18 protein-coding genes and 2 riboswitches are annotated in these 25,421 nt (G+C 53.1%); of the genes, 17 read left to right on the top strand and 1 reads right to left on the bottom strand.

The features are described 5' to 3' along the window. Window positions 1-61 precede the first annotated feature (61 nt). The 4 genes from glnA to BM299_RS11975 all read left to right on the top strand — a co-directional run bounded on the left by glnA (window position 62) and on the right by BM299_RS11975 (window position 4,010). Complete coding sequence (gene glnA / locus BM299_RS11980; RefSeq protein ID WP_092484472.1) at window positions 62-1,381, top strand: type I glutamate--ammonia ligase; 1,320 nt, start codon at window positions 62-64, stop codon at window positions 1,379-1,381. Between the two features lie 268 nt (window positions 1,382-1,649). Beyond that, window positions 1,650-1,814, top strand: a complete 165-nt coding sequence (locus BM299_RS19375; RefSeq protein ID WP_165608293.1) for a hypothetical protein — start codon at window positions 1,650-1,652, stop codon at window positions 1,812-1,814. Between the two features lie 156 nt (window positions 1,815-1,970). Beyond that, a complete protein-coding gene (locus tag BM299_RS20235; protein WP_281246374.1) occupies window positions 1,971-2,099 on the top strand; it encodes a hypothetical protein in 129 nt (42 codons plus the stop codon). Between the two features lie 306 nt (window positions 2,100-2,405). Beyond that, the gene (locus BM299_RS11975; protein WP_092484469.1) at window positions 2,406-4,010 is read left to right on the top strand and encodes an exo-beta-N-acetylmuramidase NamZ domain-containing protein; all 1,605 of its coding nucleotides are present in this window, start codon (window positions 2,406-2,408) and stop codon (window positions 4,008-4,010) included. A gap of 306 nt (window positions 4,011-4,316) precedes the next feature. Here the strand turns inward: BM299_RS11975 and BM299_RS11970 are convergent, their stop codons facing one another. Continuing rightward, on the bottom strand, window positions 4,317-6,365 hold the full coding sequence (locus BM299_RS11970) for a putative glycoside hydrolase (protein WP_092484467.1): 2,049 nt from the start codon (window positions 6,363-6,365) through the stop codon (window positions 4,317-4,319). A 261-nt stretch (window positions 6,366-6,626) separates the two neighbouring features. Continuing rightward, a riboswitch (molybdenum cofactor riboswitch) is annotated at window positions 6,627-6,749 on the top strand. A gap of 61 nt (window positions 6,750-6,810) precedes the next feature. Further along, a riboswitch (molybdenum cofactor riboswitch) is annotated at window positions 6,811-6,931 on the top strand. A 174-nt stretch (window positions 6,932-7,105) separates the two neighbouring features. Here BM299_RS11970 and BM299_RS11965 point away from each other — a divergent pair. The 13 genes from BM299_RS11965 (at window position 7,106) to BM299_RS11905 (ending at window position 25,373) form a co-directional block, all read left to right on the top strand. Beyond that, window positions 7,106-7,975 carry an ABC transporter substrate-binding protein gene (locus BM299_RS11965; protein ID WP_092484581.1) on the top strand — a complete coding sequence of 290 codons (870 nt, stop codon included), beginning with the start codon at window positions 7,106-7,108 and terminating at the stop codon, window positions 7,973-7,975. A 229-nt stretch (window positions 7,976-8,204) separates the two neighbouring features. Beyond that, window positions 8,205-8,444 carry a MoaD/ThiS family protein gene (locus BM299_RS11960; RefSeq protein WP_092484464.1) on the top strand — a complete coding sequence of 80 codons (240 nt, stop codon included), beginning with the start codon at window positions 8,205-8,207 and terminating at the stop codon, window positions 8,442-8,444. A 30-nt stretch (window positions 8,445-8,474) separates the two neighbouring features. Continuing rightward, entirely contained in the window at window positions 8,475-10,367 is a 1,893-nt protein-coding gene (locus BM299_RS11955; protein ID WP_092484462.1) for an aldehyde ferredoxin oxidoreductase family protein, read from the top strand. Window positions 10,368-10,393: 26 nt separating this feature from the next. After that, a complete protein-coding gene (locus tag BM299_RS11950) occupies window positions 10,394-11,416 on the top strand; it encodes a LacI family DNA-binding transcriptional regulator (RefSeq protein WP_092484459.1) in 1,023 nt (340 codons plus the stop codon). 22 nt (window positions 11,417-11,438) lie between these two features. After that, complete coding sequence (locus BM299_RS11945) at window positions 11,439-12,590, top strand: iron-containing alcohol dehydrogenase (protein WP_092484456.1); 1,152 nt, start codon at window positions 11,439-11,441, stop codon at window positions 12,588-12,590. A gap of 42 nt (window positions 12,591-12,632) precedes the next feature. Further along, window positions 12,633-13,643, top strand: coding sequence for a TRAP transporter substrate-binding protein (locus BM299_RS11940; RefSeq protein WP_092484453.1), 1,011 nt, complete (start codon window positions 12,633-12,635; stop codon window positions 13,641-13,643). 74 nt (window positions 13,644-13,717) lie between these two features. Beyond that, window positions 13,718-14,209 (top strand): TRAP transporter small permease, encoded by a 492-nt coding sequence (locus BM299_RS11935; RefSeq protein ID WP_092484452.1) that lies wholly within the window; start codon window positions 13,718-13,720, stop codon window positions 14,207-14,209. Further along, window positions 14,206-15,483, top strand: a complete 1,278-nt coding sequence (locus BM299_RS11930) for a TRAP transporter large permease (protein WP_092484450.1) — start codon at window positions 14,206-14,208, stop codon at window positions 15,481-15,483. Before BM299_RS11935 ends, BM299_RS11930 begins: the two co-directional genes overlap by 4 nt. Window positions 15,484-15,960: 477 nt before the next feature. After that, on the top strand, window positions 15,961-17,190 hold the full coding sequence (gene ystJ / locus BM299_RS11925; protein ID WP_092484578.1) for an NADP-dependent malic enzyme: 1,230 nt from the start codon (window positions 15,961-15,963) through the stop codon (window positions 17,188-17,190). Window positions 17,191-17,319: 129 nt separating this feature from the next. Beyond that, window positions 17,320-18,828: a TIGR02677 family protein gene (locus tag BM299_RS11920; RefSeq protein WP_092484575.1), complete on the top strand. Its 1,509-nt coding sequence runs from the start codon at window positions 17,320-17,322 to the stop codon at window positions 18,826-18,828. Then, window positions 18,812-19,990: a TIGR02678 family protein gene (locus BM299_RS11915; RefSeq protein WP_092484448.1), complete on the top strand. Its 1,179-nt coding sequence runs from the start codon at window positions 18,812-18,814 to the stop codon at window positions 19,988-19,990. Before BM299_RS11920 ends, BM299_RS11915 begins: the two co-directional genes overlap by 17 nt. After that, window positions 19,990-24,078, top strand: a complete 4,089-nt coding sequence (locus tag BM299_RS11910) for a TIGR02680 family protein (RefSeq protein ID WP_245779755.1) — start codon at window positions 19,990-19,992, stop codon at window positions 24,076-24,078. The genes BM299_RS11915 and BM299_RS11910 overlap by 1 nt, the downstream gene beginning before the upstream one ends. Window positions 24,079-24,095: 17 nt before the next feature. Further along, window positions 24,096-25,373 carry a TIGR02679 family protein gene (locus tag BM299_RS11905; protein WP_092484445.1) on the top strand — a complete coding sequence of 426 codons (1,278 nt, stop codon included), beginning with the start codon at window positions 24,096-24,098 and terminating at the stop codon, window positions 25,371-25,373. Window positions 25,374-25,421: the final 48 nt, after the last annotated feature.

Genomic DNA, 25,421 nt, shown 5'->3' with positions numbered 1-25,421 from the left:
AGTGATTGCGCTAAAATGGTGTCGCATATACAATTTAATTATTAATTTGTCAAGGGGGATTATGATCATTAGTACGTCAAAGGATGATGTTTACAAGCTGGTCAAAGAAAACGGGATTGAGTTTATACGCCTGCAGTTTACCGACATTTTCGGTATCATCAAAAGTACGTCGATAATGGTCGATGAACTGGACAAAGCCTTCGCGGGGGAGTTGTTCTTTGACGGTTCTTCCATAGATGGTTTTGCACGTATTGAAGAATCCGACCAGGTGATAGTCCCTGACCCATCAACATTCAAGATTATGCCCTGGCGGCCCAAGGAAGAGGGAGTGGCCAGGATGATTTGCGATGTTTATGCGCCGGACGGTAAGCCCTTTGAGGGTTGCCCGCGTTATATACTGAAAAAGGCCGTTCGGGAAGCTGAAGAAATGAGCTACAAACTGAATATCGGACCGGAAGGTGAGTTTTTCCTTTTTTATACAGATGAAAAGGGTTACCCCACCTTCGATATTCACGACAACGCCGGGTACTTTGACCTGGCCCCGGTGGATATGGGGGAGGACGCCCGGAGAAATATAATTTTGACTCTTAAAAAAATGGGCTTTAAAATAGAGGCTTCGCACCATGAAGTGGCCCCCGGCCAGCATGAAATTGACTTCAAGTATGATGAGGCATTGGCCACCGCAGATAACTGGATGACCTTCAGGGATGTGGTTAAAAATGTGGCCAAACAGTTTAATCTTTACGCCACCTTTATGCCCAAGCCCTTTACCGGCAAAAACGGCAATGCCATGCACTGCAACCAGTCTTTGTTCTCGGGAGATACGGATGTCTTTTATGATTCGGATAAGGCGGACGGTTTGAGTGACATTGCTTTAAATTATATCGGCGGGTTGTTGAAGCACGCCAGGGGCATGGCACCCATTACCAATCCCATTGTGAACAGTTATAAAAGATTGAAACCGGGGTATGAAGCTCCCATACACATAGCCTGGTCCACCTCCAACCGCAGTACGTTGATCAGGATACCCGCTGCCCGCGGCAATTCCACCCGTGTGGAGTTGAGAAACCCCGACCCAACCGCCAATCCGTATCTTGTTTTTGCCGTTATGTTGCGGGCCGGCCTGGACGGTATAAAGAATGAAATATCGCCTCCCGCTCCCCAAAACGGCAACATGTACACAATGCATAATGAGGAAATACCGCTTTTCCCCAGGGATCTGCAGGAAGCGATAGTGGAAATGAAAAAGGATCCCTTGATCCGGGAAACCCTTGGTGACCATATTTACGAGCGGTACTTGGACGTCAAACAAAAAGAGTGGAACGAATATGCCGAAACCGTGCATAACTGGGAAATAAACAGGTATTTAAGAAAGTTTTAATGTGTTTCCGGCATAGGATCGAAAAGGTAAAAAAGGGGACTGGCTCTTTTTTCGCTTTTTGAAAAAAGTGCCTGTCCCCTTTTTTGCCCTATTGTTTTGCATATACAACAATTCCATAACCACTGCTTATACTTAACATTGCAAATTCTTTCTTGCCTGTTACCCGGTGCGATGTTATGCTTAAATTAAATTCAGGTTCTAGAGTAATTATAACTATGGATTATAGTTTGAATATTCATTGTTTATTGAAAAGGAGGAAAATATTCAAATGACGCTGCCAAATGAACATTGTCCCATCTGTGAAGTGCAATTAAACGAGGAAAATGTGGCCAGAAAAGATTGGCTGCAGGACAAGCCCGTGCGGCTGGATTATGCGGGCAGGGTGCTGTGTGAAAAGTGCGCCCGCTGGATTGATAATACCGAGTGGGATTAGTGCAGAGAATTTTTTATAGGCGCCGGACTCCAATCCCCTGCTCACTGACAAAGAATTAAGAAATGAAATGCCATGGTTCAAGGGATTTAATAATAACTGTCGAAATAAATATAATAGTTAATTTGTTGTAGGATATTTCAGGGGAGGTTTTCGGGAATGTGTGAAACGGGGATTATTCAATATAAGTGCAAGGACTGCGGCCTGTCGTTTTGGGTAAAAAAGGAAGATGATCCCAGGTTTTGTCCTTTTTGCGAGAGCGCGTTGATAGCGGCCGGTGAAGAATAACATATTTAAAATTACCCGGTCACCCGTTTAGGCGGGTGGCTTTTCTATCGTCAAGGAAAGCGCAAAAAGGGGACTGGCTCCGATTCGTTTTGTGAATCGGTGCCTGTCCCCTTTTTGCGCCCGGCATGTTTGAATCTGTGTCTGTCCCCCCTTTTTACTTTGAGTGGTCGGTTTACCGGTGCGGACCGGAACTTTTACAGCTCCGGCAACGTCTTAAATGCAGGTAGCATAATAAACTGCCGGCCCATGGCATAGAGCACTGTGCTGCCCCGTGTGACGAATATGCAAAGCGAAGGAGAGGGAATAATGAAAAAATTGCTGGCGATATTGGCGGCCCTGGCTGCGTTTTTCATGTGCACCGGCCTTGCCGGTGCCCGGGAGCCGGATTTCAAGCTGGGTAATGAAGTGTTGATGACTAAGTACCACTATTTGATTGAAGGAAAAAGGGTTGGATTGATAACCAACCAGAGCGGCGTTAACAGCAAGGGGCAAAGTACCATAGAGGTGCTGGCCAATGATAAAACAGTCAACCTGGTGGCGCTATACGGACCCGAACACGGCATTGACGGCACCGCCCGGGCCGGGGCTTACGTGGAGTCTTACACCCATCCCGATTTGGGCATTCCCGTTTACAGCCTGTACGGGGCCACCAGGATGCCCACGGAGGAAATGCTGCGCAATGTGGATGTACTGGTTTTTGATGTGCAGGACATTGGAGCCAGGTCTTATACATACAAGTCCACCTTGAATTACTGCATGATCGCCGCTCAAAAGTATAACAAGACCATAGTGGTGCTGGACCGGCCCAACCCCGTGGGGGGCGAAATAGTGGAAGGCCCGGTGCTGGAAGACCGCTTTCAATCCTTTGTGGGCATAGATAATCTGCCCATGGCCCACGGCATGACCACCGGTGAACTGGCGCGTTTTTTCAACCGTAAAATCGGGGCCGATCTGAAAGTGGTGCCCATGGAAGGCTATACGCGGGACATGATCTTTGAGGATACCGGTTTGAAATGGGTGCAGACCTCGCCCAATATACCGGACCTGGCATCGGTGCGAGGCTATATGGCCACCGGCCTGGGTGAGGGCACCGGCATTTTCCAGGCAGATAAATTCAAGTGGATCGGCGGCAAAGGTATCGACGCAAACAGGTTTGCCGCTATGCTTAACGGGGCAGGGCTGCCCGGGGTGGCCTTTATTCCCGAACAAAGGGGCGAAACAGGCGGCGTCAGGCTGCAAATAGAAGACCCGCGCACTTTCAACCCGGCCAAAACCGGCATTTATGCGTTGACGTACGCTCATTCGTTGACTAATTTCCAAGTGCCCAAAAGCGGAGACAAGGTGGTTATGTTCGACAAAATCATGGGCACGGACAAGATCGGCCAGTACCTGGAGCAGGGATTGACGCCGCAGCAAATTGAGGCGCGCTATGCCGCCGATCTGGAAAGGTTTAAGGAAGAAAGGAAAAAATACTTGATTTACGGCTATAAGCCGGAACAGCGGGAGCCTGGTGATAATGAAACTGAACAGGATACCGGCCTTCCGGGGCAGTGGCAGCGGGGGCAAATCACCGTGCTGGTGGACGGCCGCGCGTTAAACTTTGATGCCGCTCCGTACATTGACGAGCACAACCGGACCATGGTGCCGCTGCGAGCCATCGGTGAGGCTCTTGGGGCGCAGGTGCACTGGGACCCGGCGGCCAGGACGGTGACCTATGCCAAGCAGGGGTATAAAGTGGTATTTACCATTGACATCAGCCGGGCTTTTGTCAACGGGGAACAAAAATACATGGATACCAGCCCGGTAATTAAAAATAACCGTACCATGGTTCCCCTGCGCTATGTGAGCGAGTTTTTGGGCGCCGTGGTCGACTGGGACCCGAGTTCACGCACTGTAACGGTAAATCAATAAACCCGGGGCAGGTTTATCATCAACCAAATTAACGCCCCGGCATTGGTTGAAGCGTGGGCCGGGACGGCGGCAAACAAACCGTATTTCAGGGCATTTGTGCTCCATCTCTCCAAATGCTTGAGATATTACCGGCTTTTAGAAAATTACCCTCCTTGCCGGTGCAGGGAGGGCAATTTTTTTCGTAAATCCGGGCATCCGAGTTGGTATACCAAAAAGGGGACTGGCTCTTTTTTCGTATTTTTGAAAAAAGTGCCTGTCCCCTTTTTGGTTTTTCAGGGGCCGGGCACCTGAGTTGTCGAGTTGTTATTAGGTGATGATATTATCTATTTTATAATATACGCCGGGGTTCCACAGCAGCCAGGTGTCAATGCCGTTATCCTCGGTGGCCTCGATTTGCGCCCGGATTTCCTTTCTGCCGTACGCCGGCGGCCCCATGGTGAAGGACTGCAGCCAGGGGCGGATCCGGCACCCGGTGGATGCGACCAGTTCCCGGAAGTCCTTCAGGGAACCGTCTACCACCCCGTACGGGTGCGCGTTGGGGTTGGCGAAGCCGTAATTGCCCCGGCTGTAATGGGACGGGTAAACCATGGGTGATATATAATCCACGAAAGGCGCCATGCGCTCCGGGCGCTGCCCGATGCCCAGGTCATCCGCGGCATAGCCGGTAAAGCCAAAAACAGTGGCCGACAGCACCCTGTTCCAGCCGAGCTTTTCGCGGGCGTAACGCAGGAAACCGGCAATTACATCCACCCGGTGCCGATCGTCCTTGGCCCCGTATATGGCCGTGTGGGCGGCAATCCCTTCAGGAAAACGGATATAATCAAACTGCACCTCGTCAAATCCCAGTTCGTACGCTTCCCGGGCCAGTTCGACATTGTAATCCCAAACCTCTTTATTATACGGGTCCACCCACACCCCGCCCGCCAGCGGGTTGCCGTTTTTGTCCCGCACCATGTACTGCGGTTTTTTTTGCGCTAAAAAAGGATCCCGAAAAATTACAACCCGCGCCACGGAGTATATTTCGCGATCCCGCAGTTCGGCCAGCATATCCCGTATGGGCATCATGTCCCGGCCCGCCCCGATCTCTTTGGCCATTTTAACTTCCGAAAGGTAGCCGATGCGGCCGGATTCATCCTTGACGTCCAACTGCACCGTGTTCAGCCGGGCATTTTCCGTCAATTCCAGTATCTTGTTCCACCTGTCCCGGGATGAGGCGTATGAGAAGGTGACGTGCACACCCCTGGCCGTCGTGGCCTGCTTTTCCCGGCCGGGGGTGCGCATTGGTTCGTTCGGTTTATATACCACCAGCTTTTTGCCGTGCTTTTCTTTCAGTACCTCCTGCCAGCCGTCCGGAATGGCTATGGTTTCCCGGTTGCCGTCGCTGACATACCTTTGGGCACTGATCCTTTCCAGCCAGTTAACCAGCGAACTTCTTCCTTGATCCTGGAAAACCTGGATGCGTTGAATGCGCCCCGGGTCGTATTCTTTGTGGTAAGGCGACCGGGCCGCGCTCCAGGCCCACATGAGCACCCCGTCATGCTTGTATTTTATCCCGCCCGATTCACCGCTGAAAGCCGTCTCGTACGGTTCGGGCAGGCCGTCCTGCACTATGGCGAAGGCCCTGGGCTTGTACCCGGGGACCGCCTGCTGTACATGTTCCTGCAGGCGCACTATCTCTTTGGCCACCTGCTCCGGCGGCAGCCCTTGCAGGTTTTGGTGACTGTAAGTGTGGTTGCCGATTTCAAAACCCCACTCATTCAGCAGTTGCAATTTTTTCTGCCAGTATTGAGGCTGGCCGAATGGATAAGCGTTTACGAAAAAGGTGGCGGTATGGCCGAAACCGGGATGTTTTTCACCGAAATCCCGGAGTATGCCCACCGCGCAGTCCGGGTCCACCACCGTTTCCCCGTCCTTTTCCAGCAGGCGGAAGTGCCCGGCGGTGCTGTCGTCAAAGGTGATGATTGCCGGTGATTCACCGGCCGGCACGTCCATGTCGCCGTCCAAATAATCATTCAGCGGCACCAGCACGTAACCGCGGTCGTACAGCTCCTGCAGATCCCGCCGGAAATTTTCCGGCGTGCGGGTCCAGCGGCCTTCCTTTTCCCCGATATAATGGTAAATCAGGATGGGCACCAAGCCCAGCTCATTGGCGCCGGCTTCCCTGGCGGCCAGGCGCAGCTTTTCCGGGTCCTCCCGGGCTTCGGCGGCATCCGGCGCACCGCCGTTCTGCGGCCCGCTGCCGGACGGCCCGGCCGTAAAGGGTACGTCGGGCATTGACCGCCAGGCGAAAATACCGGTGACGGCCAAGGCCAGAACGACGATTGCAACAGCCAAACCTTTAATATTTCCGGGCATTGATATTTTGATTTCCTCCCTTAATTAGGTAAACAAATATTCAAATTGCGTAAAATTTGCTCTGTATCACAAACGATTCGCCAGGCGTCGTCAAATTTCCTCTTGCTGTCGGCAAAAATGACAACTAATATTTACCAGAAAATAAAGCCCGGGGTTATTCCGGGGCACTGCGGTTATTTTATTAATAGATTGCCTTTCGTTGATTTTTTTTGGCTGGAGGGAGGATATCATTTATTTTAAGTAGAATGTTATTTTAATCAAAATTACATATTTCTCCGAGTTCAGTAAGCCTGCAGACTTTAATGTTATGGCCTTGAACCGTCAGGGTATATTGGGAAACCGGTATGCCTCCCGTTGCGGAAAGGAGAAGGCGTGTCAGTATTATTAAACGACCCCGCGTTGCTCCTTTCGGCAAGGTGGTTTTTTTTTATTTTGCAACTAAGTAAATTAAAAAAGTCTCCGAGCCCGGTTGCCTAAAGCTCCAGTGCCATGGCAACCGGGCCGTCAGGGTGCGGGGGGAAACCGCTGCGCCTCCCGGTGCGGAAAGGGGGTATTTTGTCAGGCTGATTCTATGCCGGGTTATGCGCTTTTCGCAAGCAGCCCGGCTTATTATTTTGGGGGAGGTGGTTGTGTCAGGAAAAATTCAGCGTAAGGGTTCAAAGAAACGAAAACGTGACTATAATATTATTTTCATCTTGGTAAGCTATATTAAATCAGTTAAACACATGGAGGGTCAAAAAATGAGAAAAAGAATACTGGCTTTAGTTATACTGGTGCTGTCTGTGGTGCTTGCCGCAGCCCTGGCCGGATGCGCCGATAAAAAAGAGGGGGCGGATCAACCCAAACAGGCCGGTGAACCCCAAAATAAAGAAATAATCCTGGCTACCACCACCAGTACGCAAGACAGCGGGCTGTTGGACGTACTGGTGCCGGAGTTTGAGAACCAGACCGGTTATAAAGTCAAGACGGTTGCTGTGGGAACCGGCGCCGCATTGAAAATGGGCGAGCAAGGTAACGCCGACGTATTGCTGGTGCATGCCCCGGCGGCCGAAAAACCGCTGGTGGACAGCGGGGTGGCTATAAATTACGAACTGGTAATGCATAATGATTTTGTTTTGCTGGGACCGCCGAACGACCCGGCGCAGGTAAAAGGGACTGCGGATGTGGCCGAAGCCTTCAAGAAAGTGGCTGACAGCGGCGCTCTGTTTATTTCCCGCGGAGATGATTCGGGGACGCATAAAAAAGAACTCTCTATCTGGAAAAAGGCCGCCGTTGACCCCCGGGGACAGGAATGGTACCAGGAAACCGGGCAGGGTATGGGCGCTTCCATCACCGTGGCCGGTGAAAAGCAGGGTTATATCTTGAGCGACCGCGGCACCTACCTGGCCCATTCCCAAAATGTTGATTTGCAAATAGTATCCGAGGGCGATGAGATCCTCAAAAATATCTACCACGTCATGCAGGTCAACCCGGAGAAATTTGACAGGATCAACGGGGAAGGCGGCAAGGCGTTTGTGGATTTCATGATTGACAAAGAGACCCAGCAAATAATCAAGGATTTTGGCAAGGATAAATTCGGCCAACCCCTCTTCTTCCCGGACCGCCTGTAATAACAAAAAAAGGAACCAAAAGGGGACAGGCTACTTTATCTGGCAATTATAACCAGAAAAAGTAGCCTGTCCCCTTTTCTCTTCTCAAGCTATGAAATCGCATACATAAATAAGTGTAAATTTTTTTAAAAAACAATAAATTGAATTGCAGGATAATCAAAAACATTGTCGAAATAGTAATGAATATCTGAATACGCTTTCATAAAATGTTTCACCATTTAAGGGGGTGATGGTAGCAAGGATAACGGTACAGTTTTTCACGGGGTTGGAGAAATATGCGAAATCCAACAGCCGAACGGAATCAGTTGAAATCGCGGACAACGTCAGGGTTGAGTGGTTAATGGATTATTACGGGTTTCCCAAAGGTGTCGTAGGAGTTATTGTCGTCAATAATGTTTTGTCGGACGTACATACCGTTCTGGGCGACGGTGATGTGGTGACATTTTATCCGATATTTGGCGGAGGTTGATTAAATTAATAAAGAAAGGAGGCAGAATAAATGGCCTACGGTTACACCGGTAAAATTCTCATAATAAATTTAACTACCGGAAATTTCAGTATAGATGAACACGATGAAATATTTTACCGGCAATATCTAGGCGGCCCCGGGATAGGCGCTTATTACGCGCTGAGGGAGATAAAACCGGGGATTGACCCGCTGGCACCGGAAAACGTATTGATTTTCGCCGCCGGTGTAGTTACCGGCACCCCGGCGCCGGCCGTGCCCAGGTATACAGTATGCGCCAAGTCTCCGCTTACCGGCGGCATTGGCAGGTCCGAAGCCGGCGGTTGGTGGGGCCCGGAACTCAAGGCCGCGGGATTTGACGCTGTGGTTGTTAAAGGAAAAGCTGACCACCCGGTATACCTGAAGATTGAAGATGGAACTTATGAATTAAGGGATGCCCGCCACCTGTGGGGTAAGGAAACCGACGAGTGCCAGCGGTTGATCAGGGAAGAACTGGGGGCCCGCTACCGGGTGGTGCAAATCGGGCCCGGCGGAGAAAATATGGTATTGTTTGCCAACATTGTTAACGAGCTGGCCCATTTTAACGGCAGAAACGGCCTGGGGGCGGTGATGGGCGCCAAAAATTTAAAGGCGATAGCCGTTAAGGGCAGTAACAAGGTCCCGTGTTTTGACGAGGAGACTGTAAAAAACACCACCCGCTGGGCGGCGGCCAACATGAAGGATCACCCGCCCGCCTACGGCTTGCACAAAGCGGGTACGCCGGGCGGTGTGACGATAGTCAATGCCGGAGGGGCGCTCCCTACACGGAACTGGCAGGAAAATACCTTTGACCGGGCTGCGGAGATTGGCTCCGATAAACTGGAAGAAATTTTAATACAAAGGGGCGGGTGCTATTCCTGTCCGATCCGCTGCAAAAGGGTGGTCAAAGTAGAAAAAGAAGATTTAAATGTTGACCCGGCGCTGGGTGGCCCGGAATACGAAACGCTGGTGTGCCTGGGTTCCAACCTGGGTATCGGGAATATAGAACTCATCGCCAAGGCCAACGAATTATGCAACAAGTATACCCTGGATACCATCTCCATGGGTATGACTATCTCCTTTGCCATGGAGTGTTTTGAAAAGGGCCTGATCACCACGGAAGACACCGGTGGGTTGGAACTGAAATTCGGCAATGAGACGATATTGCTGCCCCTGATTAAATTAACCGCTTACAAAGAAGGTTTTGGGGCCAAGCTGGCCCTGGGTTCCGCCAGGTTGGCCGGGGAAATCGGCCAGGGCTCAGAGCAGTTTCTGCTGCAGGTCAAGAACCAGGAAGTGCCGGCTCACGACCCCCGGGTTAAGACCGGCGTAGGGTTGCAGTACGCTCTGTCAAGCCATGGCGCGGACCACTGGACGGCCCAGCATGACCCGTTTTTCCAGGAAGCAGGTTCTCCGGGGCTGCAAGCTCTTGAACCCCTGGGTATTTTTAAGCCGGTGTCGGCTACCGCGCTTTCGGCGGACAAGGTCAGACTCATCTACTACACCCACCTGATGACGGTCATGTATGACTGCCTGGGGGTTTGCGTGTTCGGCTACGTTGCCAGAAGCATTGTGCCAGTGGATAAGTTAGTGGAAATGGCCAGGGCGGTAACCGGCTGGAATGCCAGTACCTGGGGACTGCTCAAGGCGGCTGAACGCACTTCGGTAATGCTCAGGCTGTTTAATAACCGTGAAGGCTTTACCAGCCGGGATGACACCCTGCCGAAAAGGCTTTTGGAGGCTGTGCCCACAGGCCCGTTAAGCGGCAAAAATAAAATTGATGAGCAATTGTTTGGTGAGTTGATTAAGTTATATTATCAGATGGCCGGCTGGGATGAGGACGGCAAGCCGACCGCCGCCAAGCTGTACGAACTGGATTTGGACTGGGCATTAGAGTATATTAATTAACAAATCAACAATTAGGAAGCGAGTAGATGCCAGTGCCTGTTACCACCAAAGATGTAGCCCGGAAAGCGGGAGTATCACAAGCCACTGTATCCCGGGTGCTGAATAACCATCATTACGTCAATGAGGAAACCAGGCAAAAGGTCCTCAAAGCCATTAAGGAACTTGGTTACCAGCCGAATATCATCGCCAGGAGTATGGCCCTGCAAAAAACCCATGCCCTGGGCCTGATGGTTTCCGATTTGACCAACCCGTTCTACAGTGAGCTGGCTAAAAGTATCATCAATCGGGCAAAAGAACTGGGGTATAATGTAATAATTTACAACACGGATACCGAAGATGTGCAGGCTACTTACCTGGATTTTTTGCAGCAAAGAAGAGTGGACGGAATAATATTTACATCAGTTGAACTGAAAGACAGCAAAGTTGAAAAGCTGGTAAAAGCAGGTTTTCCGTGTGTTTTTTGCAACAGAAGACTTAAATTGAAAACATCCAGTTTTATTTGCTCGGATAATAAAAAGGGGGCCAAGATTGCTGTCAAGCACTTGATAAACCTAGGTCACAAGCACATAGGTTATATATCCGGCCCCAATAATTATTCAACTGCTTTAGAGAGATTAGAGGGTTACATCGAGACTGTGCGCGAGCATGGTTTACATGTGGATAATCAATTAATTAAACAAGGATATTTTAACAATGATTATGCCTACAGCGCAACCAGAGAACTAATCAGCATACCTAATCCACCTACCGCTATTTTTGTCAGTAATGATTTGATGGCGCTGGCTGCCATGGAAGCTGTTTTGGATGCGGGGCTGCGAGTTCCTGAAGATATTGCCCTTGTCGGATATGACGATATAAAAATCAGCGGGCACAAGCTTATTCAACTGACCACCGTGGCGCAGCACATGGAAACCATGGGACGCCTGGCGGTGGACGAGTTGGTACAAATGCTCTCCAGGGATGGCGGCCGGCAAAAACCGGTGCACAAGTTTCTTGAGCCGGAGTTAATTATTCGCGAAACCTGTGGTTATCGTCTTGCAAAAAAATAAATATTTAGATGGAGGATTGGTTATGGTTTTTCCGTTTAGACTTCCGGGAGTCAATTATTATGGCCGGGGAGCAGTGCAATATTTAGCCGGGGAAATCCAAAAGGAACGGGCTAAACGGGTATTTCTAATATCTGATAAGGGTGTGGCCGGCGCCGGCCTGGTTGATAAGATAAAAAATTTAATCACCGAAGCCGGCGCGGAAGTAATCGAGTTTTTGGATGTGGAAGCAGAGCCCAGCGTGGAAAACGTGGAACTGGCCGTAAAGACCTTCCAGGAAGCCGGTTGTGATTTCATCGTTGGTCTGGGCGGCGGTAGCCCGATGGATGTCTCCAAGGCGGTATCCGTTGTGGCCGTTAACGGGGGCAGCATCCTTGATTACGTGGGCATCGGGCTGGTGCCCAAACCCGGCGTACCCTTCATTTTGATCCCCACTACTTCGGGCACCGGTTCGGAAGTGACCCAAAACGCCATATTTACGGACAAGCAAGAACAGCTGAAAAAAGGCGTGGTGACTGAATATTTCCTGCCCAAGGCGGCCATTGTCGATTCCGACCTGACTATGTCGGCGCCGCCCAAAATTACCGCCGCCACCGGTATGGATGCCCTGACCCACGCCATAGAATCGTATACCGCTCCCAAGGCCACGCCGCAAACGGACCTGTATGCCCTGGAAGCCATCCGGCTGATTGCCAAAAGCTTGCGGCGGGCGGTGGCCTATGGCGCCGACAGTGAAGCCCGGGAGAATATGGCCCTGGGCAGCGTTTTCGCCGGCATTTCCCTGGCCAACGCCGGGGTCGGCGCAGTGCATGCGCTGGCCTATCCGCTGGGCGGGCAGTTCGGCGTGCCGCACGGGGTGGCCAATGCGCTTCTACTGCCCTATGTTATGGAATTCAACATTGTTGGCCACGTCGCTAAATTCGCCGGAATAGCTGAAGCGATGGGCGAAAATGTGGCGGGCAAATCCAAGAGAGAAGCGGCCTTCCTGGCTTTGAAGGCGGTCCGGGAGTTGTCGCAGGATGTTGGTATTCCGCAAAAATTATCCGAAGTCGGGGTTACTGAAAGCGACATTGAAGGCTTGGCCACGGCAACTATGAACGTAACCAGGCTGCTGGGCAACAACCCGCGGAAAGTTACTTTGGAGGATGCACGTAATATCTTTACCAAGGCTTTGTAGATAAGTTTTAACCCAAAAAATACTTTAGGGGGTATCTAAAAAATGAGAAAATATTTTTTAATGGGACTAATATTGCTGTTGAGCGTTTCTTTGCTGGCCGGTTGCGGCGGTCAAGGTGATAAAGACCAAAGTGGGGCCTCGGGCAAAGTAACTTTAAGGGTGGGCCATGTGTTGTCACCTGAGCATAGCTACCAATTGGGTCTGGAGAAATTCGCTGAACTCGTGGCGGAAAAGACTGGCGGAACAGTGGAAGTGCAGATTTTTCCCAGTTCCCAGCTGGGTAACGAAAGGGACCTGGTGGAAGGCATGCAGCTCGGTACTGTGGAAATGGGCTTGATTTCTACCGGACCCATCAGCGGTTTTGTGCCTGAAGTGATGCTGTTTGACTTGCCTTACATTTTTGAAAGTACGGAACACGCCGAAAAGGTGCTCGATGGCGAAGTCGGCCAATTGATCGACAAAAAGCTTCTGGATGCCGGGATCAGAAACCTGGCCTGGTGGGAGCAGGGATTCAGAAGCGTTTATAACAACACCCGTCCCATTGAGAAGCCCGAGGATATGAACGGCATTAAAATCAGGGTTATGGAAAACCCCTTGATGGTGGATACCTTCAATATTATGGGCGGCAACGCCACACCGATGGCCTGGGGTGAAGTGTTCACCGCCCTGCAGCAGGGTACTATTGACGGGGCGGAAGGCGCCGCTGAAACTGCCTATACCGGCGGCTTTGGCGATGTAACCAAATACGGTTCGCTCACCAAGCAGTTTTATTCTGCCGTACCGCTGTTGATTGCCGAGCCCGTGTTTCAGAAACTGTCCCCGGAGCAGCAAAAAGCTGTGCAAGCAGCGGCCGTTGAGGCTCGGGATTACGAGCGCCGGATCATCCGGGAAAGGGAAAAGGAATTTATTCAAAAACTCAAGGATGCCGGTGTAACCTTCAACGAACCGGACCTCGCACCCTTCCGGCAGGCGGTGCAACCTTTATATGACAAGTACGCCGGTGAGGTGGGCGGCAAAGAGTTGATTCAAAAAGTACAGGATGCGGCAAAATAATTGCCATGCTGATTAGCATTACGGGGTAGGGTTTATAAACCCTACCCTGCCGGCTTAAAAACTGAGGTGAAATAATGACCAGAATTAATGAAATAATCTTAAAGTTAGAAGAAATATTTGCGGTAGTGCTGGCTTTTGCCATGACTGCCATCATTTTTATCCAGGTGTTCAGCCGTTCCGTACTGGGGGATTCCTTGTCCTGGTCCGAGGAACTGGGCCGGTATATATTTGTCTGGATGACCTTTATCGGCGCCAGCGTTGCTCTGCAGCGGGGCGCGCACTTGGGCATCGACGCCCTGGTGCAAGCATTACCTAAAAAGCTGCAAAATATTTTTGCCCTGGTTACTTATATATTTATTTTCCTGCTTTTATTGGTCATGATCAAGGAAGGCATTTCTTTGGTGGAGCACACCGGCATGCAGAGGTCGCCGGCCATGCGCATGCCCATGAGCTGGGCTTATCTGGCCATTCCTGTCTCTGCGGTACTAATGATCGTGCATACAATATACAAAATTATATCCGGGGTCAAAGAACTGGCGGCCGGGGAAGGGGGTAACGGCGCGTGAGTTTGATCCTTTTTGCTTCGTTTTTTGTCCTGGTGCTGATCGGTGTGCCTGTTGCCTTTTCGCTGGGGCTGTCCTCCATAGCGGCACTGTTGTATCAAGGGCAAATTCCCTTGATTGTTTCCGTGCAAAGACTGTTCACCGGCACGGATTCATTTCCGCTTATGGCCATTCCTTTCTTCATGATGGCCGGCGCGTTGATGAATACGGGGGGCATTTCCCGCCGCCTGGTTGACTTTGCCAGCGCGGTGGTAGGGCATAAAACGGGCGGGCTGGCTTACGTGACAGCCATGGCCTCCATGTTGTTTGCCGCCGTTTCCGGGTCCGGTGCCGCCACGACGGCGGCTATCGGCGGGATGATGATCCCCGCCCTGATCAAAAAGGGTTACGGCAAGGAATTCGCTTCGGCGTTGCAGGCGTCGTCCGGTTCTCTGGGGGTTGTTATTCCGCCCAGCATACCCTTTGTGTTGTTTGGTTTTATGAGTGGAGTTTCCATTGCGGAATTGTTTCTGGCCGGCATTGTGCCGGGTGTTTTAATCGCCGTATTGCTGATGGTGGTAAGCTATTTCATGGTTAAAAACGGCCCGTCCACCCTGGAAGAACGGGTGCCCTTTAAAGAAATGGTCAGGCGTTTTTTTGCCGCTTTACCGGCCCTTTTAATGCCGGCCATTATTTTGGGCGGTATTTTTTCGGGGCAGTTCACTCCCACCGAGGCCGCGGTGATTGCCGTGGTTTACGGTTTTATCGTCGGTATCTTTGTTTACAGGGAACTTAACCTGGCCAACATTATGGAAGCAATGAAAGATGCGGTCATTTCCAACGCGGTGGTGCTGATGCTTCTGGCCTTTGCCTCAACTTTCTCCTGGATCATGGCTTCAGAGCTTATCCCGCAAAAAATCGCCGCCTTGATGAGTTCCATTGCGCCAAATCAATTTATTTTCTTGCTTTTGGTGACGGTATTCCTGCTGATTATCGGCACATTCCTTGAAACAACGCCGGCTTTGATTTTGCTGGTGCCCATCCTGGTGCCCGTGGCGCAAACTTTCGACGTCAACCTGGTGCATTTCGGCGTGTTGATGGTAGTCAACCTGGCCATCGGCATGGTAACTCCGCCCCTGGGCATTACGCTTTTCGTGGCCAGCAACATTTCCAAAGTGCCTCTGGCCAATCTGTTCCGGGCTATCGTACCCTTTATCCTGTGCATGATAGCGGCGTTGTTGGTTTTAACCTTTGTACCGCAAATATCCCTGTTTGTGCCGGAATTGTTCAGCAAGTAATCACTTAACTTTAAGTCTGTGTTCGAAAAGGAGCACGTAGGTACTAGTGCAGCACTTGAGCAAAGTTTGCCAAGTCGGGGTAGTCGGCTTTGGTGCCAGGTGTTGAAAGTTGAAAATCGAAGATTTTTCAACTTTCAACACCTGGCACCTATCAAGGCGGCAAAGGCTTTGAGGAGCGGAGCGACTAGTGCCTTCGGCACTAGTATCATTGAAAGCGTGCAGCTTTGACATAAAAGTCCAATGTAGGCTTAGAAATTATCCGCATGTTATGAAACAGGACTTTTATGTCGCGGCACTTAAAACAATACGTGAGCACCGTAAAAGCCGAGCCAACGCAGAAATTCGACGTGGATCTCGCGCGGACTTTTCGAACAACCTCTTTAAGAAAAATTGGGAGGATGCTTCAGTATGTCAGTGCAGGGAAGAGATTTACCGGTCAATAACGATAAAGCAACCAATCTTAAACTGATCAATAGACTGTCGCTGCAGGAAAATGCTTTGCTGATGCACAAGCAAAAACACGGGAAGTTGGAGGTGATCAGCAAGGTAGCGGTCAATAACGGGTATGATTTAAGTCTGGCTTATTCCCCCGGCGTGGCGGAGCCCTGTAAAAGAATTCATGAAAATATCGGTGCTGCTTATGATTACACGGTAAAGGGTAACTTGATAGCGGTGGTTTCCGACGGCACTGCCGTCCTGGGGCTGGGGGATATCGGGCCCGAGGCCGCCATGCCGGTGATAGAGGGTAAAGCTGTGCTGTTCAAGGCCTTTGCGGGGGTTGACGCGTTTCCGATTTGTTTGCGGACCAAGGACGTGGACAAAATAGTGGAGACGGTTAAATTATTGGAACCCACCTTTGGCGGGGTGAACCTGGAAGATATTGCTGCGCCGGCCTGTTTTGAAATTGAAGAGAGGTTGAAAAGGGAAACCGGCATCCCCATATTCCATGATGACCAGCATGGCACGGCCATTGTTACGGCTGCAGGCTTGATTAACGCTCTCAAGCTGGTTGGCAAAGAGATTGATAAAATAAAAGTGGCCGTCAACGGCGCCGGAGCTTCGGCCATGGCCGTCACCAAGCTGATTATGCGCCTTGGCGTGAGGAATATAATCATGTGTGACAGCCGGGGAACCCTTTGGCACGGGCGCACCGAGGGAATGAACAAGTACAAGCAAGAAATCGCTCAAAATACCAACCCCTGTAAAATTAAGGGTTCGCTCGGGGAAGCGCTGGCGGGTGCCGATGTTTTTATCGGCCTCTCCAGGGGAAGCCTGGTCACTCAAAAAATGGTTAAAACCATGGCCGAGAAACCAATTATATTCGCCATGGCCAACCCCGACCCCGAAATATGGCCCGAAGATGCCCTGGAGGCGGGGGCGGTCGTGGTGGGCACCGGCCGCTCGGACTACCCCAACCAGGTGAACAACGTGCTGGCTTTCCCGGGTATATTCAGGGGCGCCCTGGATGTCCGGGCTACCGACATTAATGAGGAGATGAAGGTAGCGGCCGCTTACGCCATCGCCGGGTTGATAGCGAAGGACGAGCTGCGGGCGAACTGCGTGATTCCCGAGCCTTTCGACCCGCGGGTGGCACCGGCCGTGGCGGGCGCCGTGGCCAGGGCCGCCATGGAAACCGGGGTGGCCAGGGTTGTTGTCGATCCGGAAAAAATAGTGGAAAGAACCAGGCAATTGATAAGCAAGCATTAAAGAACAAAAAAGGGGACAGGCTACTTTTCATGTTAATAATTACCATGAAAAGTAGCCTGTCCCCTTTTTTCTTTTTTACAGTGTGTTATAATGAAAAAAAACAAGTTCATTGCCGAAGGAACGGTTAATATGACCAAATCTCTGCTTAAACCAATTGCCGAAACAAGCTATTTGAACGCGCAGAATGTAGGCCGTTATCGTTGTATAATGCGCTATTTTTATGAACAGCACCAGCGGCTGCGCTACTGGCTGAAGCCCCGGGAAGTTTTTGACGGGGTAATGGCTTTCGGCCTGCTGGAAGAAGATTATACCCTGGACCAGTGCCAGAAGGATTTGAACCAGTTGGTGGAATGGGGCAACCTGGTGCCCCGCCATGACGGGGGGCGCTCGGCCACGGTTGAGGAATACCTGCGCAAAAAATTTCGTTACCAGATGACCCCCTACGCTGTAGAGATTGAGCGTTTGGTGGCGGGGTTGGAGAAAATCAGGGGCTACGGCGGTTCGCTGGAACCGTCTTTGTTTGAAAATATCGCCGGGCATCTGGACCGGCTGGAAAAGGCCGGCGGGCAATTTGCGCCGGGCGAGGCTGTGGCCCTGTGGGACAACCTGTACGGTGATTTTGTCAAGCTGACCGATAACGCGTCGGACTATATTGCCAGCCTGCAGAGCGCCAGGGTGGAAGAACTGATGCTGACCGAAGCCTTTCTGGCCTACAAGGACTCCGTAACCCGCTACCTGCAGGACTTTATCCAGGGTTTGCAGCGCTACGCCTATAAAACAGAAGCGATGCTGGCCACCGTGGAGCCGGGTTTGGTTAATACCTTTCTGGCCAATGTGCAGCGGGATCTGGCCGCCCGGCCCCAACTGGACGAGCCGGTAACCCCGGAAGAACAACTGGCCCGGCTGCAATTGGAGTGGCAGAGCATGGTGCGCTGGTTCGCGGGCAGCGCTGGTGAGCCCAGTGATGTATATTTCTTGGAGCAGACCACCAAGGACACCATCGCCCGGATAGTGCGCAACGCCTTACGCATTCAGGAAAAGCACCGCCTGGGTGTCAGCCGCCGGCGGGAGTTGGATTACCTGGGCAAATGGTTTTTCACCTTGGATGATATAAACGAGGCCCACCGGCTGGCGGCCCATGTATTCGGCCTGTACCGCTGCCGTCATTTCCAGGGAGTGGATGAAAAGGGCACAGACAATGCCGACGTATCCATGTGGCAGGCCGGCCCCAATATCAGGGAACTGCGTTCCCGCAGCAGAAAACGGCTTCGCGATACGGGCACGGGCTCCATTAAGGACAGGCGTGACAGCCAGCAAAAAGCCCGCCGGGATTTTTTGGCGGCACAGCAGGAGGAAATGGCGCTACTGCGCAATTACCTGGACAGGAAGGCAATCCGCATATCCGGCTTGGGGCCGGTTTCCGCCCGGGAACGCTACTACCTGCTGTACTGGATCGGCCGGTGCATGGCCAATAAATCCAGAAGGATATTAACTCCCGAAGGGATCGGTATCAGTTTGGAAATGCCCGCGGGGCGGGCCAGGGCCGTGCTGGAGTGTGAGGACGGGGAACTGGATATGCCGGATTACCTGTTGAAATTCAGTGCTGTGATAGGGGATCATCATGAGCAAAGCGGATGAGAACGTCAGGGACATTCTTAAAAGATGCGTGCAGGCATTATTAAATAGAAACTGGATAACTAAGCAGGAGGACCCCGAGCTTTTCAATCATATCCGGGTGCATTACGAAGAATTGCGGGATTGGTTCAGAGAATACTGCGGGTTTGCTTTATTGCTCAACAGGCAGTTTGCCAAGCTGGAAAAAGCGCCGGGAAAAGCCAGAGCCTGGATGGGGTTTGATAATTTTGCCGAACCGCGGGATTACGCCCTGTTTTGCTATTGCCTCTGGTATCTGGAAGGCAAAAACGAAATGGATCAGTTTTTGCTGACCGATATGGTGGAGGAAATCCGGGAATACCTGGCTGGCCAGGATGTTTTCCTGGACTGGACCATTTACACCCACCGGCTGTCCATGGCCCGGGCGTTGAAGCAGCTTAAGGCGCTGGGAGTGCTGGTGGCGGTGGACGGGGATGAGTCCGAGTGGGCCAGGTCTGGACATGAACACAATGTACTTTACGAGTCCTCCAATTTGGGCCGCTATGTGCTGCGCCGCTTCCCCCGGGACCTGACCACATACGATTCCATTGCTTCCTTTGAAGACGGAACGTATTCCGATACTTCCGAGGGTCAGTTGAAAAAGCGCCGGCATCGCGTTTACCGGCGCTTGCTGCAAGAGCCGGTGGTATACGACTGGCAATGGAGCGAAGATGAGCGTTATTACGTGCGCACCCAGAGGCATACCATCCTGGAAAACCTGTCAGGTTTTGCGGGCCTCGAAGGACAGCGTTACCGGGAAGGGCTGTTATTTTTTTACCCCGAACCTTCCGGGGAGATGTACCTTTTTCCCACCGGGCGCGGGGTATCGGATATCTGCCTGCTGCTGGCTGGCGAGTTGCGGCGACGGCTGGCCCGCGGGGCAGGCGACATGTATATTGAGGAAGGCGGGCGCATCGGGCTGGCCATGGCCGAGTTGGAGGGCATTTTGTTGCAGCTGAAGGAAAAGCATAAATCGTTGTGGAGCCGGCAGCACCGGCAGGCCCGGAGCAGCGAGCTGGCGGAAGAAGTGCTGGCCCACTTGGAAGAGTGGGGACTGGCCGGTCGCGAAGGCGACGGGCGGGTCTGGATTTATGCCGCCCTGGGACGCTGGAACGGAGACTATGATGTGTTTGGTGGGGATGAATAATGGTAAATCGCTGGCAGATGAACCGGGCGGGAATAATCAATTTCTGGTATTATGACGAGGCCGAGTTTTACATGGCCGGCGGCAGGTTGATTTTACGCGGGGCCAACGGTTCGGGCAAATCGGTGACGATGCAGAGTTTCTTGCCCCTGGTGCTGGACGGAGACAAGCGCCCCTGGCGGCTGGATCCTTTCGGCTCCAAGGACCGGCGCATTGATTACTACCTGCTGCTGGAGGCCGACAGCGGTCATACCGATCGCACAGGGTATTTGTACCTGGAATTTTATCACCCGGCCCAGGATCGTTACTTGACGGTGGGTATCGGTCTAAGGGCGCGGAGAAACAGCTCCGGCACGGGGTTCTGGGGTTTTGTCATCACCGATAACCGCCGGGTGGGCCGGGATATTTTGCTTTACGAAACGGATTACAGCCAGGGTCGGGAAACGAAAATTCCCCTGACCCGCGCCCAGTTGGAGGAAGTGATCGGCAGCGGGGGGCAGGTGGTTACCGAGCAGGGCGAATACAAGCGGCTGGTCAATAAAGTGCTGTTTGGTTATGAAAAATTGGAATCCTTTGAGGAATTGCTGGACCTGTTGATCCAACTGCGCAGCCCCAAGCTGTCCAAGGATTTCAAACCATCGACAATTTATGAAATATTAACCGGGGCGCTGCCCGCCCTGCAGGAAGATGAACTGCGACCGCTGTCCGAAGTGCTGGAAGACATGGATGAAATCAATGACCGGCTCAATGAGCTGGCGGTGCATTTGATGGAAGCGGAAAGACTGCGCCAGGCGTACAACAGGTACAACGAGTATCTGCTTTACAATGAATCCCGGGAATTGCTGCAGCAGAAAAAAGCGCGGGACGACCGGATGCGCGAGGCCGGCGAGCGCCGGGACAAAGCCGCCGCCCTGGACCGGGAGTTGGGGGAGAGAACCGCTGTCCGGGAAGAGGCCGGTGCGGCCCTGGAACGGGCCAAAACCGAATACCAGACCCTGATTACCAGCGAGGCGGTGGAAAAAAGGACGGAACTCACCCGCCTGCGGGCGGAACAGGAGGACTTGGGCCGGAACAGGGACAATTGCCGAAGGCGCCTGCAGATGTGGCGGGACAAGCTGGCCCGGGCCAGTGAGGAAAAGGACACTTTGACGGAACAACTGGAAACCCTGGCCGCCGGGCAGCATGATCTGTTGCAGGGCATGGAGGAGGTGGCCAGGGATGTGGACTTTGGCTACCATGACACCTATCACCGGCGCTGGGGCGGGGATGTACCCGGCGACAGCTCCCTGTGGCCGGCCTGGGAGCGGGATGTGCGGGAACACCAGGCCAAAATCAGCCGGGCTGTTAAGCTGGCCCGGGAGGAAAGCAACTTGAAATCCCGCCGGGCGCAGGCCGAGAAAGAGGCCAGCCTGGCCAGGGAAAAAAGGGAAGCGGAAGAGGATAGTATTCGCCGGGAAGAGGATAAGTTTGAACAGGCCCGCCGGGAACAGGAAGAAAAAATCTTCAACTGGCGCCGGCAGTTGAACCGGCTGTCCCTGGCGGATGAAGATCTACACCGGATAATGCAGGCTCTGACCCTGTTTCCCGAAGAACCTTATGAAAATGTTAAAAAACCGGCCATGCAGGCTTACCACGCCGCCAGGGAGGCGCTGACCGGAGAAAGGCTGCAGTGGCGTAACAAGTTTGAGCAGCATGCCGGGGAGAAAGACCGGCTGACCCGGGAGTGGCAGCAGTGGAAGGATCTCAAAGAACCCGAACCGCCCCGCAGCGCCGCCCGGGAATATTCCAGAAACAAGCGTTCCGGAGCGGGTGCGCCCCTATACGCACTGTGCGAGTTCCGTCCCGAGCTGTCAGAAGAACAGCGGGCGGCCCTGGAATCGGTGCTGCAGCAGGCGGGGCTTTTGGATGCCTGGGTGGCGCCCGAGGGCATCGGTGTGCTGGGGCCGGACGAAGAGGAAACCTGGTTGAAACCCGCCCCCCAACTGCTGCGGGCCACCCTGGCGGATTACCTGGTGCCCACCCCGCCGGAGGACAGCGGTCTCACGGCGGAGATGATTGACGACATACTGCGCACGATTTGCCTGGGCAGTGAAGCCGGCGGGCCGGGTGAAGCGGTAATCACCAGGCAGGGCTACTATCGCCTGGGCGCGCTGTGGGGCAAGGCCGCCATTAAAGAACGGGCTGAGTTTATCGGCAAGGAAACCCGGCAGCGCACCCGGCTGGCGGAGATGGCCAGGCTGGAAGAGTTGATCGAGGAAGAGGAAAAGGCCATGGCGGCTTGCCGGGAACAGCTGGACCTGCTGGATGCCGCCGCTGCCGGGCTGGAGGAAGATATTAAAGCATTTCCCGGCGACGAAGTTCTGCAGGAGGCTCGCCGCAGCCTGGAAAAGGCGCGGTTGCGCCTGGATACCGCTTTGGAGGAAGAACAGAGGAAAAACAATATTTTACGGGAGGTCATTAAACAGCTGCAGGAGGCCTCCGCCCGTTTGCACGAGCATATGAAGGGCTGGAATATTCCCCGCACCGAAAGGGCGTTGGAAAAAGCCGGGGAGCAAATGAACACCTACCGGGACTACCTGGGGGAACTGAAGTCATTATGGACGGAATACAGAAATGCCCTGTCCGCCCTGGCGAGGGTGGACAGGGATCTGGAGGAAGCAGGGGAAAACGCGGAGCACGAAGAGTCGGAGCTGACCGGGCTGCAGGAGCGGCTGCGGGCGGTGCAGCATAAAATAGAGGTTTACCGGCGGTTGCTGGAGGAACTGGGCATTGCCGATATTGACCGGCGGCTGCACGAACTTGAACAGCAACAAAAAGAATTGGAAAAGCAAATTATACAACTAAACGAACAAATTACCGGGATAAAAATTGACTTGGCCGTGGCGCAAAAAGACGCTGTCGAAGCCGCCCGGCAGCTGGAACAGGCCCAGGAGGCACTGGAACAGCAAACCGCCCGGTGGCTGGTTGAGTGGAATAGGAGATTGGTGTTGGATTGGGCTGCAGTTGAGTTTGACCCTGCGGACAGCCCGGCCCTTTTCCGCGCTGCCGGGCAGGTTCTGCAACGCTACCGGGACCGTTACGCCGGCAAAGCATATACCGAACTTTCCGATCAGTTATATGACGCTTTTTACAATACCCGCCAGGCGTTGCACGATTATGCCCCGGAAACGGTCAAGGAAGATGAAACCGGCCGCTTGCTGGTGCTGTTTACCAGGGACAGGCACAACCCGGTGCCGCCGCACTTGCTGGTGCAGGAACTAAGAGAACTGGAAGAGGAACAAAAACATCTTTTGAGCCGGAAGGACCGGGAATTGTATGAGCAGATTATCCTGCACAGCGTGGGAAAGGCCATTCGCGACAAGATTTACCGGGCCGAAAAATGGGTGCGGCAAATGAACGGTTTGATGCAGCAGCGGGAAACCTCCAGCGGTCTGCGCCTGCACCTGAAATGGGAGCCGAGGGCGGCGGCCAGTGAAAAAGAGCTGGATACCGCGCAATTGGTGCAGCTGCTCAAAACCGACCCCCGCCAGTTGCGGGACGAGCATATTGAGCAGATGATCGAGCACTTTCGTTCCCGCATCGCCCGGGCCAAGTTGGAGGTCGACCAGCGGGACACCCTGCGCCAGTGGATTTTCCGCCTGCTGGATTACCGCCAGTGGTTCCGGTTTACGTTGTATTACGAAAAGGGCGGGCAATCCCGCCGGGAATTGACCGATGCCCGGTTCAACGTGCTCAGCGGCGGCGAAAAGGCGCTGTCCATGTATATACCGCTTTTTGCGGCGGCCAACTCCCGGTATAATGACTCCCGCCCGGACGCCCCCCGGATAATTTGCCTGGATGAGGCGTTTGCCGGGGTGGATGAAGAAAATATGCGGGATATGTTTGAACTGCTGACGCACCTGGAGTTTGATTACATGATGACCAGCCAGGTTCTTTGGGGGTGCTACGATACGGTGCCCAAGTTGTCCATTTATGAAGTTTACCGGCCCCAGGACGTTGATTATGTAACTTTGATCCGGTATTACTGGAACGGTAGGCGGCGGTTGCTGGTGGACGAGGAGCAGCCGGACGCGGTGGAACAGGCCGGGTAGGCACTGGGGGGACAAATATGAGCAGTCACCGGGAAATGCTGGATTATTTCAATCACGGCTGTTTTCAAAAGCTTTTTGCCGCCATCGGCAAAAAGTATAAATCACTGGGCCGGGTGGGCGGCACCGTCAAGTTGAGCGGTCTTTCCCCGGAGGACCGGGATATATTGTCCGGTTTTTTGAGCCGGGACTGCCGGGATAGCGCCGTGCTTATGGTCAAGTTACAGGAAGTGGACGATATTTTGCGACAAAGCCGTTTTAATATGGCCCTGCCTGATTTTCTGGAAGTGTATTTCGGCTGCGAGATTTTGCCGAATAAAGAGGCGGCCCGGCTGGAAAGCCTGAAATGGTCGCAATTTTTTCACGGGCTGATGGAGCATGCCCGGACCACGGTAACCCGCGAATGGCTGGCCGAACTGGCCGCAGGCGGGGGCGCGGGGTACCGCACAGTTAAGGCCATATATAGGCAGAATGAGCGCGAGGCCGCCGAGCTGCTGAAAACCTGTGTCGAGGCTATGGACCGGCTGGTGCAGTACCCGGGCCGGCGGCAGCGGCTGCCCGTCTTTGCCGCCCGGCTGACCGGCGACCCTCATGCCCTGGACGGGGACAGGCCGTTGGGCCGGCTGTTGTTTTTCGCACTGCATCACATGTACCGGCTGCCTGAGACTGAATACGGCGCGGAAAGGAAAAAGGTGCTGTTCAGCCGGGCCGGCCTGGAGGAAGACGACATATCCTCCAACGTTATCGTGGCCGGGTTGCGGGCGCGGCCGGGAGATCCCCGGGAACCAGTTTTTACCGCCTCTGCCGCTGCCGCCAGTCCTTTGCTGCTGCCCCTACGCTTTGTGGAACAGCCTACCGGGTGGCTGCCGGGAGCGGTTTACGTTATGGAGAACCCCGCCGTTTTCAGCGCCATACTGGACTGTGCCGCCGGCAGGGAACAAATGCCGGCGATGGTCTGCACCAGCGGTCAGCCCAGCGTGGCGGCATTAAAACTCCTGGACCGGCTTGTTGATGCCGGGAGTACGATATACTACGGGGGTGACTTTGACCCGCCCGGCTTGGAGATGGGGCGGCGGCTGGCTGAAAGGTATGCCGCGGCCTTTAAGCCCTGGTTTTTTGATACCGCTGCTTACTTGCAGGCACCGAAAGGAATCAAGCTGACGCCGGACCAGGCCAAAAAGCTGGCGATTCTTGAAGTGCCGTGGGATGGGCATTTGATAGAGGCCATGTTGCGGGTGGGTAATGTCGTGTACCAGGAAGTTCTGGTAGACCGCATGATAGAAGATTTGTTCCCTTAATCTATCTTGTTCCATATTTCTTGCTCAAACAATAAAAAAACCCCTGTG

The sequence above is a fragment of the Desulfoscipio geothermicus DSM 3669 genome (assembly GCF_900115975.1).
GTDB lineage: Bacteria > Bacillota > Desulfotomaculia > Desulfotomaculales > Desulfallaceae > Desulfoscipio > Desulfoscipio geothermicus.
This window is presented reverse-complemented; position numbering and strand designations above follow the sequence as displayed.

Coding starts and splice junctions, on each gene's coding strand:
- BM299_RS11940 (WP_092484453.1), top strand. CDS start 12,633: ATGAGAAAATATTTTTTAATGGGACTAATATTGCTGTTGAGCGTTTCT.
- BM299_RS11955 (WP_092484462.1), top strand. CDS start 8,475: ATGGCCTACGGTTACACCGGTAAAATTCTCATAATAAATTTAACTACC.
- BM299_RS11915 (WP_092484448.1), top strand. CDS start 18,812: ATGAGCAAAGCGGATGAGAACGTCAGGGACATTCTTAAAAGATGCGTG.
- BM299_RS20235 (WP_281246374.1), top strand. CDS start 1,971: ATGTGTGAAACGGGGATTATTCAATATAAGTGCAAGGACTGCGGCCTG.
- BM299_RS11965 (WP_092484581.1), top strand. CDS start 7,106: ATGAGAAAAAGAATACTGGCTTTAGTTATACTGGTGCTGTCTGTGGTG.
- BM299_RS11970 (WP_092484467.1), bottom strand. CDS start 6,365: ATGCCCGGAAATATTAAAGGTTTGGCTGTTGCAATCGTCGTTCTGGCC.
- BM299_RS11945 (WP_092484456.1), top strand. CDS start 11,439: ATGGTTTTTCCGTTTAGACTTCCGGGAGTCAATTATTATGGCCGGGGA.
- BM299_RS11975 (WP_092484469.1), top strand. CDS start 2,406: ATGAAAAAATTGCTGGCGATATTGGCGGCCCTGGCTGCGTTTTTCATG.
- BM299_RS11905 (WP_092484445.1), top strand. CDS start 24,096: ATGAGCAGTCACCGGGAAATGCTGGATTATTTCAATCACGGCTGTTTT.
- BM299_RS11920 (WP_092484575.1), top strand. CDS start 17,320: ATGACCAAATCTCTGCTTAAACCAATTGCCGAAACAAGCTATTTGAAC.
- BM299_RS11960 (WP_092484464.1), top strand. CDS start 8,205: ATGGTAGCAAGGATAACGGTACAGTTTTTCACGGGGTTGGAGAAATAT.
- BM299_RS11935 (WP_092484452.1), top strand. CDS start 13,718: ATGACCAGAATTAATGAAATAATCTTAAAGTTAGAAGAAATATTTGCG.
- BM299_RS11910 (WP_245779755.1), top strand. CDS start 19,990: ATGGTAAATCGCTGGCAGATGAACCGGGCGGGAATAATCAATTTCTGG.
- glnA (WP_092484472.1), top strand. CDS start 62: ATGATCATTAGTACGTCAAAGGATGATGTTTACAAGCTGGTCAAAGAA.
- BM299_RS11950 (WP_092484459.1), top strand. CDS start 10,394: ATGCCAGTGCCTGTTACCACCAAAGATGTAGCCCGGAAAGCGGGAGTA.
- BM299_RS19375 (WP_165608293.1), top strand. CDS start 1,650: ATGACGCTGCCAAATGAACATTGTCCCATCTGTGAAGTGCAATTAAAC.